This window comes from Allobosea sp. FW305-C-101, assembly GCF_058783685.1.
Window position 1 is genome coordinate 60,187 of sequence record NZ_JBYSYT010000013.1, and the last position, 16,117, is coordinate 76,303.

General features: G+C 60.0%; 19 protein-coding genes and 1 pseudogene. 4 read left to right on the forward strand and 16 right to left on the reverse strand.

Annotation, left to right across the window (positions count from 1 at the left end; all coding sequences use genetic code 11):
* Positions 1-106 precede the first annotated feature (106 nt).
* From chrA to AC3WMA_RS26290, 3 genes are all read right to left on the reverse strand, one after another.
* Positions 107-1,333, reverse strand: coding sequence for a chromate efflux transporter (gene chrA, locus AC3WMA_RS26280; RefSeq protein WP_492288203.1), 1,227 nt, complete (start codon positions 1,331-1,333; stop codon positions 107-109).
* Positions 1,334-1,390: 57 nt separating this feature from the next.
* Complete coding sequence (locus tag AC3WMA_RS26285) at positions 1,391-1,702, reverse strand: PadR family transcriptional regulator (RefSeq protein WP_492288204.1); 312 nt, start codon at positions 1,700-1,702, stop codon at positions 1,391-1,393.
* 195 nt (positions 1,703-1,897) lie between these two features.
* Positions 1,898-2,167, reverse strand: coding sequence for a cadmium resistance transporter (locus tag AC3WMA_RS26290; RefSeq protein WP_492288226.1), 270 nt, complete (start codon positions 2,165-2,167; stop codon positions 1,898-1,900).
* A 172-nt stretch (positions 2,168-2,339) separates the two neighbouring features.
* On the opposite strand from AC3WMA_RS26290, the gene AC3WMA_RS26295 reads away from it, so the two are divergent.
* Positions 2,340-2,924, forward strand: a complete 585-nt coding sequence (locus AC3WMA_RS26295; protein ID WP_492288205.1) for a Crp/Fnr family transcriptional regulator — start codon at positions 2,340-2,342, stop codon at positions 2,922-2,924.
* A gap of 60 nt (positions 2,925-2,984) precedes the next feature.
* Complete coding sequence (locus AC3WMA_RS26300) at positions 2,985-3,548, forward strand: Spy/CpxP family protein refolding chaperone (protein WP_492288206.1); 564 nt, start codon at positions 2,985-2,987, stop codon at positions 3,546-3,548.
* 142 nt (positions 3,549-3,690) lie between these two features.
* Here the strand turns inward: AC3WMA_RS26300 and AC3WMA_RS26305 are convergent, their stop codons facing one another.
* Complete coding sequence (locus AC3WMA_RS26305; protein ID WP_492288207.1) at positions 3,691-4,287, reverse strand: class I SAM-dependent methyltransferase; 597 nt, start codon at positions 4,285-4,287, stop codon at positions 3,691-3,693.
* 476 nt (positions 4,288-4,763) lie between these two features.
* On the opposite strand from AC3WMA_RS26305, the gene AC3WMA_RS26310 reads away from it, so the two are divergent.
* Positions 4,764-5,255 carry a DUF411 domain-containing protein gene (locus AC3WMA_RS26310; protein ID WP_492288208.1) on the forward strand — a complete coding sequence of 164 codons (492 nt, stop codon included), beginning with the start codon at positions 4,764-4,766 and terminating at the stop codon, positions 5,253-5,255.
* Between the two features lie 60 nt (positions 5,256-5,315).
* Here AC3WMA_RS26310 and AC3WMA_RS26315 read toward each other — a convergent pair whose 3' ends face one another.
* The 7 genes from AC3WMA_RS26315 to AC3WMA_RS26345 all read right to left on the reverse strand — a co-directional run bounded on the left by AC3WMA_RS26315 (position 5,316) and on the right by AC3WMA_RS26345 (position 9,523).
* Positions 5,316-5,657, reverse strand: a complete 342-nt coding sequence (locus AC3WMA_RS26315; protein WP_492288209.1) for a hypothetical protein — start codon at positions 5,655-5,657, stop codon at positions 5,316-5,318.
* A gap of 99 nt (positions 5,658-5,756) precedes the next feature.
* Positions 5,757-6,227 (reverse strand): DUF305 domain-containing protein, encoded by a 471-nt coding sequence (locus tag AC3WMA_RS26320; RefSeq protein ID WP_492288210.1) that lies wholly within the window; start codon positions 6,225-6,227, stop codon positions 5,757-5,759.
* A gap of 61 nt (positions 6,228-6,288) precedes the next feature.
* Positions 6,289-6,672, reverse strand: a complete 384-nt coding sequence (gene copM / locus AC3WMA_RS26325; RefSeq protein WP_492288211.1) for a CopM family metallochaperone — start codon at positions 6,670-6,672, stop codon at positions 6,289-6,291.
* Between the two features lie 33 nt (positions 6,673-6,705).
* Positions 6,706-7,038 carry a four-helix bundle copper-binding protein gene (locus tag AC3WMA_RS26330; RefSeq protein WP_492288212.1) on the reverse strand — a complete coding sequence of 111 codons (333 nt, stop codon included), beginning with the start codon at positions 7,036-7,038 and terminating at the stop codon, positions 6,706-6,708.
* Between the two features lie 303 nt (positions 7,039-7,341).
* Entirely contained in the window at positions 7,342-7,617 is a 276-nt protein-coding gene (locus tag AC3WMA_RS26335; protein WP_492288213.1) for a hypothetical protein, read from the reverse strand.
* 75 nt (positions 7,618-7,692) lie between these two features.
* Positions 7,693-8,445 (reverse strand): metallophosphoesterase, encoded by a 753-nt coding sequence (locus AC3WMA_RS26340; RefSeq protein WP_492288214.1) that lies wholly within the window; start codon positions 8,443-8,445, stop codon positions 7,693-7,695.
* Between the two features lie 409 nt (positions 8,446-8,854).
* The gene (locus AC3WMA_RS26345; RefSeq protein ID WP_492288215.1) at positions 8,855-9,523 is read right to left on the reverse strand and encodes a hypothetical protein; all 669 of its coding nucleotides are present in this window, start codon (positions 9,521-9,523) and stop codon (positions 8,855-8,857) included.
* A gap of 545 nt (positions 9,524-10,068) precedes the next feature.
* On the opposite strand from AC3WMA_RS26345, the gene AC3WMA_RS26350 reads away from it, so the two are divergent.
* A complete protein-coding gene (locus AC3WMA_RS26350; protein WP_492288216.1) occupies positions 10,069-11,199 on the forward strand; it encodes an SGNH/GDSL hydrolase family protein in 1,131 nt (376 codons plus the stop codon).
* Positions 11,200-11,206: 7 nt separating this feature from the next.
* Here the strand turns inward: AC3WMA_RS26350 and AC3WMA_RS26355 are convergent, their stop codons facing one another.
* The 5 genes and pseudogenes from AC3WMA_RS26355 to AC3WMA_RS26375 form a co-directional block, all read right to left on the reverse strand.
* Positions 11,207-11,833: an AAA family ATPase gene (locus tag AC3WMA_RS26355; protein ID WP_492288217.1), complete on the reverse strand. Its 627-nt coding sequence runs from the start codon at positions 11,831-11,833 to the stop codon at positions 11,207-11,209.
* A complete protein-coding gene (locus tag AC3WMA_RS26360; RefSeq protein ID WP_492288218.1) occupies positions 11,830-12,417 on the reverse strand; it encodes a 3'-5' exonuclease in 588 nt (195 codons plus the stop codon). Before AC3WMA_RS26360 ends, AC3WMA_RS26355 begins: the two co-directional genes overlap by 4 nt.
* Positions 12,414-13,532 carry a radical SAM family protein gene (locus AC3WMA_RS26365; RefSeq protein ID WP_492288219.1) on the reverse strand — a complete coding sequence of 373 codons (1,119 nt, stop codon included), beginning with the start codon at positions 13,530-13,532 and terminating at the stop codon, positions 12,414-12,416. The genes AC3WMA_RS26360 and AC3WMA_RS26365 overlap by 4 nt, the downstream gene beginning before the upstream one ends.
* A gap of 151 nt (positions 13,533-13,683) precedes the next feature.
* Complete coding sequence (locus tag AC3WMA_RS26370) at positions 13,684-14,409, reverse strand: Fis family transcriptional regulator (RefSeq protein WP_492288220.1); 726 nt, start codon at positions 14,407-14,409, stop codon at positions 13,684-13,686.
* Between the two features lie 2 nt (positions 14,410-14,411).
* Positions 14,412-16,117 (reverse strand): annotated as a pseudogene (locus AC3WMA_RS26375) (DNA methylase); the annotation flags it as partial.

Sequence of the window (16,117 nt, forward strand, 5' to 3'; positions counted from 1 at the left end):
ATCAAGCAACTCTCATCCTTCACCCAATCAGCGAGGCTCAGATCAGGCGCGGACGGCTCGATGACGGATCACGGGACATCGGCAGCTCTGAAGTGGATCGTTGTCTTCAGATCAGATGCAATAGCGTTCCAGCCCCAGCCATCAAAACGACCACGATCCAAGGTGACGCCTTCCAGATGGTGAGGAGGAGGAAGCCCGCAAGTGCGACCACGAAATCGCGTGGCGTAAGAACCGCGCTCGTCCAGACCGGACTGTAGAGCGCGGCGCCGAGAATGCCGACAACCGCCGCGTTTGCGCCGCGCATCGCGGCCTGGGCGGCGGGCCGCAGACGAAGCGCATCCCAGAATGGCAGCATGCCGTAGACCAGCAATATGCCTGGTAGAAAAACAGCGACGAGCGCGATCGCAGCTCCGGCGAAGCCATTGGGAGCCGGGCCCATCACCGTTCCGAGATAGGCGGCAAACGTAAAGAGTGGTCCTGGAACAGCCTGTGCCAGGCCGTAGCCAGCAAGGAAGGCTTCATTACCGACCCATCCAGGCGTCACCACCTCGGCCTGAAGCAGTGGCAGGACCACATGGCCGCCACCAAAAACGAGAGCGCCCGACCGATAGAAGGCGTCGAAAAGGGCAATGCCTTGATGGCTCGTCGCTCCGAGTATCAAGGGCGGGATCAGGAAGAGGGCGCCGAACAGAGCGAGCGCGAATGTCCCGCGTCGACGTGAGACGGGAAAGCTCAGACGGCCGGAAAGTGCCGGACCATCTCCACGGCAGAGGCGGAGGCCGACGATTGCGCCCAGGACGATGGCGGCGATCTGGCCAAACGATCCGCTGACGAAGACCGCGAGCACAATGGCCGCGAGCGCGATGGCCGCGCGTTCGCGATCTGGCGTGAGACTCTTGGCCATACCCCAGATGGCTTGGGCGACGACTGCGACTGCGACGAGCTTCAGACCGTGCAGAAAGCCCTCGGCAACGGGCCCGGTGAAGGCGGCTGCGCCGAGCGCGAAGGCAAAGAGGATGACCGCCGAAGGCGTGGTAAAGGCGAACCATGCGGCGAGGCCGCCGAGGAGCCCACCGCCGCGCAGAACGCCGAGCGAAAATCCGACCTGGCTGGAGGCGGGGCCCGGTAAGAACTGGCAGAGTGCGACCAGGTCGGCATAAGCGGCTTCGTCGAGCCATTTGCGCCGCACCACCAATTCGTCCCGGAAGTAGCCGAGATGGGCGATCGGGCCACCGAATGAGGTCAGGCCGAGTTTTAGGAAGACGCCAAACACCTCGAGGAGCGATCCCCGATCAGGTTTGGCGATTGCCAGGCTTTCTTCACCCATGCTCATGGGATCCTCCACCGCCGCGGGTTGCATCCATGCGCCCCGACGCATCGGCATTCCGCGCTAGGCTTGGCGATGCTCCATCATCTCGCCGATCAGCTCGCGCACCTTGCCGCGCGCGATCTCCAATGCCTCGCGGCCCAGCGGCGTCGCGCGATAGATCCGTCGGGCGGAGCGACCGGACCGGCGCTCCTCCGACACGAGATAGCCCTTCTTCTCCAAGGATCGGAGCATCGGGTAGAGCGTCCCGGCGCTGAGCCGATAGCCATGCCGGGCCAACTCCTCGATCATCCACTGCCCGTAGACCTCGTCCTCCACCGCATGATGCAGCACGTGAAGCCGGATCAATCCGCTCAGCAGGTCCTGATGCTCCATTTCGCGAAGACCTCACGAAAGCCTCATAATCGATTCTCGATATCGAAAATCGAAACTAGTCGGGAGCGGCCTTGCTGGCAACCGTGCCGTTTCAACGATCGGAGGCAATCCGAGCGTGAACTGCTCAAGCTGAAGACGGAGCAGCAGCAGGGTGATGGGCCGCCGGCGCTGGGAGGCTGGCCGATCGAAAGGGCGCTAATTTGCCTTCCCCCGGCCGATCAGGGCGAACGAGCCGGCCTCGTAGAGGACAAGCACGCGGATCGCGATCAGCACGAAGGGGACAAGCTTGTGGCCGTATCGACGGATAGGGATGCCGATCGCGGGGTGGACGACCATCCAGTGCGAGACGGCGAGCCAGACGGCGACCATCGCCATAAAGACGGCCACGATGATCGAGATCTCGAAAACCGAGTTAGTGGCAAAGACCGGTTTGTAGATGCCAATGTTGTCGCCGCCGTTGGCGATGGTTACGGCGGCGACAGCCGCGACGTTGCCGTGCCGCTCGCAGGCTTGGCTTCGTCTTCATCGCCACCGCCCTTCGTCTGGTCGTAGAGCTTCTTCATGCCGATCAGGATCGGCAGCAGGCCGAGAAGGCCGCCCGGATTAGCGATGATGCTGTTGCGAGAAAGGGAGAGGGATGCAGTCGGTCGAAGCTGGCCTTGTGGGATTGAAAACGGTCGTTCGCGAACTTGGACCGGGCGAGACTCTGTTTGCGGCCGGCGACACAACGCGAGGATTCTTCGCGGTCCGAACGGGGCGAATTCGCTTGGTGCGCTTCGGGGCCAGCGGACGTGAGACCATTCTCTTTGTCGCCGGACCGGGCGAGCGCTTCGCCGAGGCTTCGCTCTTTGCCGAGACGTACCACTGCGATGCGCAGGCCGTGACCGAGAGCTCGGTCGCATGCTTCCCAAAAACGGAAGCGCTCAATCTGTTGCAGAACGATGCGACGTTGCGGCTGAACCTGACGGCCGATCTCGCGCGACAGGTCATGGACCTCAGGTCCAACTTGACCCTTCGAGATATCCATTCGGCGCGCGAACGCGTGCTTGCCTATCTGGGCGCGCGGGTCGGCCCCGATGGCAGAACCATTACCATCCATGGGCTGCTGAAGGAGGTCGCCGCCACGATCGGGCTGGCCCCAGAGGTTCTTTACCGAACGCTGGCGCATCTGGAAGCCGAGCGGGTTGTCCGAAGGCGAAAGGGCGCGATCGAGCTGACATGATCGAAATCATGCCGCGGAGCGCACAAGGCAGGTATCGGAATGGCCGAGGAGACCGTTTCGATGATCAAGACAACCATCATTGCCCATCTGCTTGGCCTGGTTGTGTCGGGATGGATAGGTGCCGGCTCGGCACAACCCGTGAGCCCCTACGCAGGTCAGCAAACACGCGAGATCAAGGCACTCTCGCCGAAGGAAATCGAGGACTTCGTTCATGGTCGCGGCATGGGCCTGGCGAAGCCTGCGGAACTCAACCGCTATCCGGGTCCGCTCCACGCGATCGAGTTGGCAGGCGATCTTCAGCTTACGCCAGAGCAACGCAAAGGCCTGGAAGCGTCGAAGGCACTGATGAGCGAGCGGGCGAAGGTGGTCGGAGCCGAGATCCTGGAGTTGGAGCGTAAGCTCGATGCGGCTTTCGCTCAGCGCACGATCGATCGGATCGTGCTGAACGAGCTAACTGCGCAGATCGGCGCGAAGCAAGGCACGCTACGCGCGATCCATCTGGAGGCCCATATCGAAACGGCAGACCTGCTCACCCCAGAGCAGGTCGCGCGATATGATACCTTGCGTGGTTACCGCGAGGCATCGTCAGCCGAGCAAGATGGTCACGTCACGAAGCATCACTAGGATCCGCTCGGCCCGTCGCCGCGAGTTTGTCGGAAGTCCAGGCCACTGAGAGATTGGTGGCGCCTCATACTTGACTCGCTCTTCCTCGCCAGAGTGGGCGGTAGAGCGACGCGCCTAATGCCGCTCATGGCCGCTTGCATTGTCAGGGTTCCGCCTCCAGAACGGACCCGTAATGATATGGCGGTAGCATGATGATTTGAGCGGTTCGGAACCCTACCGGCTCCACGATTGCGCTAATTGCTTCGGGCGACATACGCATCTCCGTTTTCGGCCCACGCGGATGACCAAGCACAGTCGTCTGTTCTCGCGGCAACTGGTGCCAATTCACGATGCCGAACAGGCCGTGCGGCCGGAGGACGGAGCGAACGGCGCGAGCAAGCCCGCTCTGATCGGGCACGCCATGGAATGTGTTGGCTATGAGAACGTAATTGACCGGTTCGGGAAGCAGCTTTCCGACATCCCGCGCGTCCGCACAGATCCATTGCCGCACGGTAGCTCCCTGTCGTGCGACTTCCGTCTTGGCCCGGTCGATCATCGCAGGGTCGAGGTCGAGAGCGTAAAGACGCCCGCTGACGAGCTTAGCAAGCGGAGCGGTGAAATACCCATCGCCACAGCACAGATCGAGGACGGTCATGTCCGGCTGCACGCCCAGTTGTCGCAGCACAGCTTCCGGATCAGGCCAAAGCTCCGTCCACCAGTTGCGATCGGGCATGGAGGTTGCGGGAAACAGCTCACTCATGGCGGGTTCAGGCACACGGTTATGCCTCCAAAACGAATTCGTTCTAGCATGAGCGCGGATTGCGAGGCTCATCGTCGCGCGAGTGATTGCAATCCGGGCTCGCATATTCGGTGGCGCGCGACCGAGACGCTCGCGAAAGCTGGTTCACGGTGGCGGTAAACAGGAGCTCACTCGGCAGCATGATCGCCACGAATCTTCAAACCGAGAGGGGGAGACGTGCTCGCGCTTGGCTTCGTCGGGAGCGCCGCGGCTGCTCGCCGCGGTCGGAGCGCTCCTGCTCATCGCGGGAACCGATCTCGCTATATCCAGGCGACTGTCCGATTCCAAGCCAGCTCGCTGGCCGGTTATCGGTATTGCTGCAGCGGCGACGGCGTTGCGCGATCCGGCTGCAGGTTTTCCAGGCGGATGACGTCGAGCTCCTGCTTCGCACGATCAGGCGCTCTCGCATCCAAGTTAGAGAGGCATAGGAGATAATCATGACGTCCGAGCTGTATCAGTCCCGCCGCGCGCTGCTGATCGGATCCACGCAAGTCGTCGCTGCCTTGGCCTTGTGGCGCCCGTCGCTGGCCTCTGAGCTGCTCCCGAAGATGACCGTGACACGCGATCCGAACTGCGGTTGCTGCAGCAGCTGGGTCGAGCATATCAAGGCCGCTGGTTTTCCGGTCGATGTGGTCCAGGTCGATGACGTGCTGCCGCTTAAGACCAGGCTTGGCGTTCCGGAGGCCCTCATGTCGTGCCACACGGCTGAGATTGGCGGTTATGTCATTGAAGGGCATGTCCCGGCCGAGGCGGTGAAGCGCCTGCTCATCGAGCGCCCGAAGGCGATCGGCATCGCGGTTCCCGGCATGCCCGTCGGCTCGCCCGGCATGGAGGTCCCTGGTCAAGCGCCGCAGTCCTACGAGATCGCGATCTTTTCGGCAGGCAAACAGCACGTGTTTGCACGCTACCGAGGGCTGCAACAGGTCTGATCTGGTCCGGGATCGAATGGGAGGCCGGGCGCTTTGGTCGCCCGGTTGAACGTTCGCGCGTTATCGCTTCGCAGTGCAGACGACACGCGTTTGTTCCATGTAAAGCGCGCCGTCTCGCCTGGAGATTTCAAAGGTGCGCTGAAGGCCACTGTCGAAGGTCACCACTATGGCGTTATCGCCAAGCGTGAAGCTTCCGCTGCTTTGCCAGAGGCCATCATACGAGAAGCGTCCATCATTAGCGAAGGTAAAGTGCGCTCCTCCTGCTGTCGCGCAGACCTTGCCGCTGATCGCGCTGGTGATCTCTTTAACGCCCAAGGCCAGGTTGGCACGGTGGGCTGCCGCGGATTCAAGCTGAGCCAGGAGAAGCAAGAAGGTCGCCGACAGGGCGATTTTGCGGGACATCCTCATCATATCCTCCTCCGGATTGCCCCGAGGGCAACCCGGTCGGGGCTTGAGGATCTAGGATTGAAATGGGGATGCCGACTTGAGATGTGAAGTGTTTCATCTCTGGCGAGCAAGGATCGCTTCCATTTGCGCGATTTCCGCTCTCTGCGACTTGGTGATTTCCTGACAGAGCGCGACGATCTCCGGATCAGTGATGCTGGCTTTCTCGCACATCAGGATCGCGCCGGAATGATGTGGGATCATTGCGCGCAGGAACTCGGCGTTCCCAATGCCGGCTTGGGTTCTCATGGCTATGAAGCCAACGAAAAAGACGGCAATGGCGCCGCCGAAGATGATGATGTTCAGCCGCGACGACGGGAACATGGAGCGCATGGAGACGAGCATGATGATCGTCATCGGCGCCACCATCATCATGGTCATGTAGACGTTATTGAGATTGAAATGGAAATGCGTGAGTGCCGCGATCATCGTGTACATAACGAGGTACATCACGATGAAATCCAGCGTCAGTTCAATCGCTAGCCGGCCATAATGGTTCTGGCCTTTGTGGCCAGTGCCATGCTCCATGTTGGCCTCCTTTCGGAAAGCTCATGCGGGTCGATACGCCGAAAAACTTTCAGAAGCGGCGCTATTTGCCCTTCGCTTTCAGCCATTCGTCGATCGTCTTGATTTCCTTTTCCTGGGCGCTGACGATTTCGGTGGCGAGTTTCTTGACGGTCGGGTCCTTGCCGTTGGCGAGGGCAACCTTAGCCATATCGATCGCGCCTTGATGGTGAGCTTTCATCTGCGTCATGAAATCCACATCGGCATCGCCGGTAAATTTCGACGGCATCGCCTGCATCATCCGCATCATGCTCGCCTTGTATTCCTTGGTTGAAGCGGAGTCGGAGGCCTCCGGCATCATCATCTTCATGGGCATGCTGTCGCCCATCTGGGGCTTGGGAACTGGCTGAGCGAGTGCCGTGGTTATCATTGAGGCCGCGAGGCCAGCGGTCAGAACGAGGCGCATCATCTGAATTCTCCAAGGGTTCGAGGGTCGGAACGGCTACGCCGCCATCTTTTGGCAGCTTGCTGCACAACTGCGGCAGGCCTGGACGCAATCGTCCATGTCTCCAACCCGCTCGCACTCGTTGGCGCAGTCTTCGCAGATGTCGGCGCATTCTGCGCAGAGATGCTTATGATGCGAGGAGCCGATGATCATGACCTGGGCGCTGGCGCGACAGATCTCAGCGCATGCGAGCATCAGCTGGACGTGCTCGGGGGCGGCGTGCGCTCCGCCGAGCTTGAGGCAGTGGCTTGTGCTCATGCCGAGGCAGGTTTGATAACACTGCAAGCATTCGTCGATGCAGGCCTGCATCTCTGGGGCGGGGCGGTGCATGGTCTACTCCTTGGGCCCGTTGCGGTGGCGGAGCTTCCTGCTCCAAGGAAAGACGCGGGCGACGAGCGGGGGTTCCTGCCCGTTACAATCTGTAACAATGCGCTGGCTTGGCCGTGCTTCGTCGCGTGGGCCTAGTGATCGCGCGCGGAATAGTCGCGACCGAACGATCCCGCTGGGGGCAGGCCGCGTGACGGCCGGTAGTGTGAGGAGGGGCCGACTTGGCGCCTTCGGCTTCGCGGCGGCGGCGAGAGGAAGTGCCCGCCCGGAGCGCGTTGCGGCGCTATCCCTTCACGGCCATTCTCATCAGCCCGACGACCGAGATTTGAAATACCGTTCGATAGCGCGCCGCGCTAGATCCGCCTCATCCTCAGCGATTGGGATGAGACCCACGACGATGTCGGCGAGCCGCAGCCGCTCGGTGCCGCAGTCGACATCGTCTTTCAGCGACGCCCTAATCTGATGCCAGGCTGCGTCGAGTGCGGCTTCTGCGCGCGCGATGTCGACGGGATCATTCAGGGAAGAGAAAGTCATTTCTTCGCTCGCTTCGACGTGACGGTTCGTTCCGCTCCCGGCAAACACGGTTGCATCCTAATCAATGTCCGAGTTCAAGGGGAGGGCGCCTTGCGCCGTCGACTTTCCTTATCGAGGGCGGAGTCAGGCGAGAACGACGAGGCTTTCGTCAAATGCTGTGTTGCAGAATAGCGGACCGGCGGGATTACAGATAATCCGAGTGCCGTTCGGCCTTCGAATATTGACTGAGCGATGCACGTGGCCGTGGATCCAAAGCGCTGCTTTGCCTTGGTCGGTCAAATCCGAAAGATCTGACGCCGAGTTGCCGGCGACCCAGGTCCCACGGTCGGGCCCGGCTACGCAGTCTGGGTGAGGTGCGTGGTGCGTGACAACCACCATGGGCAGCGAGACTGGCTGAGATAGAAGCTCTCCGAGCCTGGAACGCGACCGCGCATGAAGTCGGCGGGCATCTCCGACTGTGATGAGATGACTGCCGCCGGCGTGCTGGACGTCCACCTGTTCGCCCGTTTCGGCGCGGGAGCTTGGATCGCCCGCGAGGGTGTAATCGGACCAGAGAGTGGCACCGACGAAACGACATCCTGCAATGTCAGCCGAGCTTTCTTCGAGCAGAGAAATTCCTGACTGGGCGGCAAGCAATTTCGCCGTCGCGAGATTCTCGTTGATCTCGCCATTCCAATGTTCGTGATTGCCCATGACGAATACGATCGGCTTCGATCCGGCCAACGCTCGAAGGAAGCGGAACGCGCGAAGCGTGTCGGCTTCCCAGATGTCTCCGGCCGCCACAAGAACATCGAAACCAGGCCGGGGTGGGTCGAACGCCTCCGGGTAGGGAACCGTTTCGAAGTGAAGATCAGATAAGATCCATAGGCGCGGCAAGAAGACGTCCTCAGAGTTTCTAGGCCTATCAGGTCGCCGCGCCTTTCGCGGCCGCCGATGGCAATGGCCCAATCACCGATTTGGCGTCGTGGCTCGACGCAATGGGCGGGCCTCCGTGAAGATATTGCGATGACGAAATTCCGCTGGGCTCGAGAAGGTCAAAAACTCAATCAAGCCCGGAGTCGGGCGGTCACAGGTGTGCCACGGCTCATCGAGAAACCGTTCGGGCGCGTAGCACCAGGTCGGCCCGGGTCCGAGCCTATACTGACGGGACAGGTATTCTGCGATCGCGCCATAGAGAGCGTTGCGTCGGGGCGAAGCCTGCAGCGGAGGCTCCTGCTCGAGCATCTGTTGTCGGTCTTGGGCGGAGGAGGACAGGTAAAACTCGTCCAAGAATTCCTGGAGGAGATTATCTCCCAAAGTCGTCCCGCCCAGGATCTCTTCGGCTGCCACTTCGTAAAGGGTATCGGGGCGCATTGCGATTGCTCTTTTGACTCTCGTTCCCGCCGGCCAGTTCGGGGAATAGATTCCGTAGCAGGAAACGCTGCTTCTCCGATGCCGCGGCGGATTTGGGGAAGAATTTTGCGAGACAGTGAATTGCACGATCGACGGTGCTAATGCCGGTCACCTGGAGCAGGGCTCGAATATCTTTGATTTCGGTCGCGCCTTTGGCAGGGTCATTGACCCGCATGGCCTTGAGCTTGAGCGCCAGCATATAGTCGGCCGTGGGAATGCTGACAGTGAGACCGACATCGCCAAAGGACGCCCTGGGGAACGATCCGAAGATTTCATGATCGCGGTTGGTCGCGCGGCTGCTCAGATGGAACGTGACAGCGTCGTTGAGCCAATCTTCCGACCAGTTTCGAGACCGCGCAATTCGTAAAACAGCGTCATCGAGCCACTCCGGCTGAGGTATTCCAATTTCAGCGATATCGACATCTTCAGTCGAGAATCTGAAATTGCTCGCCAGCATCAGTGCTGCGCCACCGTAAATCGCGACGTCGAGCCGTTCGCCGGCGGCAACGGCGGCTTCGCCGAGCTCGTCCAACGCGGAAAGAAGTTCATCGGTGTTGAACATGCGAGTGAAAAGCCCTCCTTTCGGCGCTGCGGGTTTAGCATGGACTGCCGAGATAATGTGTAGCGAGCCGAGAAACAGCTGGTCGAACGAACAAGCAAATTGGTTCGGCGATCGCAGGCATCCAGTGACTGCTCCCGCGGATTCCAACAGAACGAGAATTCGCGGGCTTCACCAACGGGAAGGGGGGAGGGTTACCAGCGCGTCCTCGAACTCGTCGGTCGCGTCCGATTCAGGTTCGGTCCAATGAGGAACCACCACGTCTATTGGCTCTTTGGAGTATGCAACCGCTTGCGCAGCTGTCATGGGTCCGAACCTGCGACCATCATCAGTGAAAATGTAGTGCCCCTTTAAGGCCACGCCGAGTTCAGGGGGATTTAGAAACGCAACTTTCATTTCAATGCTCCGTGTCGGAGCAATCATTGTCTGAACCCTATGCAAGGAACAAACGCTTCGTTGGCGCGACGCTCTGGTTGGCGGCCAGGATATCGGCAAGCAGAAGGTGGGCGGGTTTGAGGACAATGTGATGATATTCGCTGGAGTGTCCGATGGCGAAGTTTCGAGCGGCGATTCAGAGGCGGCACCTGCTTCAAGCTGGAAACCAAGCCGGGTGGGCGCGCGCGTCTGCTCTGGTCGCTGGGCTTGCAGGGGTCTGCCTGACCATGCTGGCCTTCGGGGGCGATGACCCGCCGGCAGACAATTCACCGCGAACTACGATCGCGCTGGCCGTTCTGGGCGATTCCAGCAGCCACTCCTATCAAGACAGCAAGAGCTTCCCATTGGGATCCACCAGCCGCGGTGGTGCCTTTCGCGCCCGCACCTTCCAATGGACCGAAGTATTGGCCCGCTTGCGCGGGAACGAACTGAATCCTGGACCATGGGTGGAATGGGGGCGGTCCAATCAAGTGGCCTGGTTTCGCAGGTTGATCGGGCTGCCTTCCGGTCGAGCGCCGATGAAAGAGGACTACCTCTACAATTTTGCGAGTTCCGGCGCCACGTGCGGCAATCTGATGGGTGGTCCCCTACACCGTTTTGGTCAGGCGCCGCAGCTGGTAGCGCTGATGGGCCGCGACCCGGAACGCTGGCGCAACGGTGTCATCGTGATCCGTATTGGCAACAATGATTGGTCCGCGGTCCTGGATGACCAGGCGCGCGACCCTAACGCCTCAAGGGTACGTGCTACGGCGGCATACTGCTTGGAACAAATTACTGCCGCCCTCAAACTGATCCGTGCCACGCATTCTGATACTCGCATCTTGTTGGTTGGCGTGGACAATGAGGCGAATGAACCTGGAACGTTCGATAGATATCGCTCTGCCATAGCCGTCGCCAACATTCAGACCGCTTTTGATAAGTTCAACGCGCGATTGCGCGAGTTGGTCGGCAACGACGATCGCATCGGCTTTTTTGATTTGGGAGCCTGGTTCCAGAATCTCTGGGGCAGGCGCGGTCCCGACGGCGCTCCGGAGCATAAAGTGGTTGTCGTCGGCGGAAAACTGCGTGTCACCAACACCATAGGGGATGAGCCGAGCAATGCAGTATTGGCCGATGACCACGGCGGACTTGTGTTGAACGCGCTATGGGCGCAATCGCTCGTATTAAGCCTGCGCCAGATCTTTGATCTGCGTTTGACGCCCATCAGTGACGATGAATTGGCGCGCTTCGCCTTCGCCTTGTGAAAGAGTCTCATTTCGGTTCGAGAGCGCGGAGAGATGCCGATAGCGGTCGCTGAAGCTGATGGCGCTGCAAAGTGAGCTCGACCGCCTCATTTACCAGCGACGCCGCGTTGGTCATTGTCAGCCATGGAGAGCGCGCGATGTTTGCTCGGACCAGCTTTCCAATCGTCTCGCCAGCGAGCCTCCGGAAAGCATCGTCATCGTCCCGGTTCGGACCGATTGGAACGCTCTCGTCGAGGATGGTCGCCGCGAACCAGTGGTACCGGGATTGGTGGGCGAGGGCGATCAGTTTCAATTCCTCTCGACGAACCTCATCGGGCTCGCGGCCAGTGGCTTCAAGCGCCGCCAGGAAATAGCCCAAGGCATCGAGCGGTGGACGATCGACCAAGACGACGTCGAACCTGAGGGCGGCTTCCATTTCCTGCCGAAGCCCCTCAGCCATGATCCAGAGAGTGCCTTCGTAAACGTGCTCGCGCAGGATCGGGAAGCCGGCGTCCCGGGCTCGCGACGCCGTATCGACAACCCTGCCGACCCGAAGGCCATGCGCGGTGAGCCGAGCTTCGACTTCCTTCAGGAAGGATGATTTGCCGGTGGAGTGAGTGCCAGCTACGGCGATCGTTGTGTGAGCGAATTTCACAGCAGCAGGTCCTTCTGCCGCTCGACGATATCGGCGTCGGCAAGGACTGCGGACCGCATCGCCTCGGGGACGTTGGAGAGCAACTCACGAAACAAGGCCACCGTCAGTGCCACATCGTAAGGCGCCGAATGCGCTCCGGTTCGGAAATCCCCTTCGACTTGGAGGGTGATGCCGAGCGCTTCCGAGAGGTTGGAGAGACCATAGGACTGCAACCCCGGCCTAATCGCCTTCGCCAGTTTCAAGGTGTCGATCGCTGCTCGAGGCTTCCAATGCGGAAGCACTCGCTTCAATGCCTCCAGATCGACTTTCACATTATGGCCGACGATGACTGCGTCTTCGATCCATATGAGGACGTCGTCGGCGATCTCGTCGAAGATCGGCGCATCCGCTACATCTTCGTTCGTGATCCCATGGATGCGGGTGACCGTTGGCGAGATCGGTTCGTTCGGATGGAGCAGCCAATGCCGGCGGTTGCCGGTGGGGACCATGGCCTTGACTTCCGCCATGGCCAGTTCGACGATCTCGGGTGGATTTGCTCCGTTTCCTTCGACGTCCACGATCCAGAACGCGTCGTCCCACTTCATGACCAGCCGACCTCCGCGCGCCCGTGCCTCCGGGGAAGGTGAGGCAATGCCGAGTCGTGAACTTGATAGTTCAACGCATGCTGAATGAAATAGCGCTGCTGCTCGGTGCTATTCCGGACCTCGATCCGGCGCTCATCGACCCTGACTTGGTCGAGCGACAAACCGCATTCCCGGGCAAGTTCTTGGACTCGCTCGGCCGTAGGCTTCGCGTGGACGGTAGCGCATCGCTCGACCTGCTCACCGGGGCAAATATCGCAGACATCCTTCAATCCAAAATGGCCGTTGTAGTCTGCGGATCGGTGAGCGAATGCGATGCCGCATGACGTCTTCCGAAATAGCGGTCTCCCTGCGAAGGCCGCCAGTATCCGCGCCTCGAGGTCGCGGGGCAGGATCTTGCGGCGCGCCACTTCCGGGTAGGCGTCCTCTAGACCAACCGATCGGAGATATGAGCGGATCTCCTCTCTATGGAAGAGGCCGCTGAAAACGGTCGCCGACGCCTGATCGGACAGTTCACGAGCTCGGGCCAGATGCGCATCTGTGTCGTTGATTCCAGCAATCAGCGGACGCCAATAGAGGATGGCCTTGGTGCGGCTGGCGGTTGCTCGCAGAGCACGGAGCGAGGCTTCGGCGATGCTGCTCTCAACGGGTTCCAACCTTGTGTCGTCAATCCCAGACCATGTCACCAGGATGGTTAGCTTGATGTTCGAAAGGCGTTCGAGACGCTGAATATCCTCGGGCTCCACACGCCATCGCGTGATGACCAGCACCGGGTTTCGCAATCCCTTGCCGTCAAGAATCTCCAGGGCACGAAAAAGATGATCCTTCACGCCGGGAAGGAAGGGATCGGTGGCGCGGTTGAGCAATTGAATTGGGGTGACGTCTCTCCGGAAGGCCCAATGCTCGACCAGTTCGCGCACTGCCGCATCGTCGTCGAGGACGAGATGCGGTTTCTTCATTTCAAAGTTCGCGAAGAGATGTCGGACGCAATATCCGCAATCAAGCGGGCAGCCGACGATATGGTTGAGACTTAGGCCGCTTTTCCGGTAGTCGACAATCTGTCGTAGTGCCGATGGGAGATCGGGCGGGGCTGTACGCAATAGAATATCGGTTTTCATTCGTTTCCCGCAGCCGGCTCCCCGTTCTTCTTCAAAGATAGTAGGAGAGGCGATCGCGAGCGAGAATAGGTATATTTGCTAGAAGCCACACCGTGATCAAATCACATGCCGCCGAACGCGAAGTGCCGAGAGAACGCTCACTTTTGACGACTTAGGCGTCCGACTTTGATTTGGGCGCTTTCTTTGCCTTTTCCTTTTTGGGCAGTTCGTATCCGAACTCGAAGAAAAAATGCGCGACACGAATGTGTCCATGCGTCGGGGCTAACGAGGGATCGCGATCGTGTTCGGTGTCAAAATCAGCGCCGGAAAAAAGGATTGAAGGCTGGTCGAATGGAGATCCCGCTTTTGTAGGCCGCAACTTCAACGACGTTGCGAGGGCGGGATTGCCTAAGGCTTTTCGGATCGGCGGAACGACTTCGGGTTGGGGATCGAGCAAAATGCCGACCATCGCTGCTACAGCCTGATGACGACTGTAGATGCCGGTCACAAAGCGCCCAAGCCCGCTCTGGCCGAGGTAGTGATCGCGATGGCTCTTTTGCCGGCCGATCCGCTTGAACTCGAACACCAGCTTCAATTCCCGGGAGCTATCGTTCCAACCGTAGACGATGTCGGTTCGGCGCTCCTCAATGATTTCGGCAGTGTCAGGGTCGATGACCCCGAAATTGTCCTCAGCGGCCCACATGCCGAGGAGACCGCGCTTCCGCGCTGTATGCGTCTCGACGTACATCCTCAGCCGCTTTGTCAGCGCGGGCTCTCTGGATTTGGGGTGAAATTCCTTGCGCGGCTGATGGGCCAGATCGCGCCATGCATCGCAGAGCGCTTCGACGGCCTCGGTTGCGGGCTGAATGGGGAAGGCCGAAAGCCAAGCAGAAGACATCGTCACGCCGGTACCGCGAACTTGTCGGAAGAAGTAGTCGAGAACTGCACCATGCGAACGATCTGCTCAGCATCGCGCAGCGCCTGTCTCACGGTCCAACTGCGTCGCGTCAGTGGGCGCACGAGATAGAGGGCCGAGTTCAGCCACAGATGCACGTCGGGCACCAGGTTTAGCGCTTCTCCCGTCGGAATGACCCGCAGGCCAGCATCACGCAACGCACCCAAAGTCTGGATGACAGCGTTGCCGTCTACAACTGCTTCGAAAGCAGGCGCCTCAGTTCGTTCTGCCGCGTATATGATGCGAACTATCCCAGATGGACCGTGGCGATGCGGATCGCTCGCGACCACATCAACTTTGAAACGGCCGCGTCCCTTCGTGCGAGTTCGCCATGCTGTCAGTGATTCTGCAAGAGCACGAGCATAGATGGTGAAGTCATCTTGCTTGGCCGCGGACTGCGCCACGGTGTCGAGACTCTTGAAGCTCCGCGGACGAACGGATGGCAGCAGGACTTCGACTGTTTCACGAACCAGGGTTTGTTCTTCGGGCGTCAGACCGAAATACCGAAAAATTTCGCTATCTAGTTGCTCGTGAAGCTCGGCATACCTTGGTGCCTGCTGTGTGTCGGGCAAAGCTGAGATGGTAGCAACGTGTCTGACCACAGCCTGCAGAGCAGCGTTCGCGACATCCGAATCGGGGGCATTCTTCGGCAGGAAAAAAGGAAAGGTTTCGACATCGGCCAGATGCACGCCATTGCGTTCGCAAAGCATCTTCCAGCCACGCATCATGAGGAAATAGCGGGCCAGGCTTGATCTGAGATAGACGGCGGCAAATTTAAGCAGGTCCGCGTCGTCCTTCTTTCCGGAAATGACGCCGATGCTGTGCGTAAATGAGGCGGGGCCGTCATAATAGACGGCGCGGACGTTCGGCTCCCCTTTTGAGAAACCGTCCGGGAAAATGACCCGAGGCCCATCAAAGACCTCCAGGACCTCATCCGTCAGACCGACAACGGTGCGCTGCTCCTCCGGCCACTTTGTAAGCAGGTCCGGATGCAAAACCGGGGAGCCAGCCCTCAATGCTTCGATAGGAACATGGCGCAAGCGCGTGAGTGGTTCGGCGCTGACCGTCTCTCGGCTCTTGTCACGAAGATGAATGCCTTTCCGGTTGACCCAACGGCGCGCCTCGCGGGGGCCCTTCCAGAAATCGGCAAACGTTCCGCGCAACGACAGTCTGGTCCAAATCGCCAAGTCGTTCGCATCGCCCCACATGAGTGTGACGAGAAGTTGCGGGTCCTCGATAATCGACCGCGTCTGAACCTGATGGCGATCGGCGGACTGCATGCTGAGCCGCCCGAGAGCCAGGCTGATGTCCGCTTTGGGCACCCAGTACTCAAAGGTCTCGTCATAGGCGATCCGCCCGGACCGACGAGCGGCGGAAAACACGTGGCAGGTATTCTCCGCGGTGGGAAAGAGCAGGGCTTGAAGATCGCCAAAATTGATTAGCCGCGACGGCTTGTAGAGCCTCAAGGCATGAGCAACGAAGCTCTCGCTGGAGCCGCCGAGGAATTGACCGATAGGGAGGATAAGGCAGACGCGACCATCGTCCGTGAGGAACTCGGCAGCTCTCAGCGCATACGCGCCGGCGATCTGGCGACGCGCAAACGGGATCCCGGTCCGGCTGGCCCATGCGTCAGCGGTTGTGAGAGCGTCGC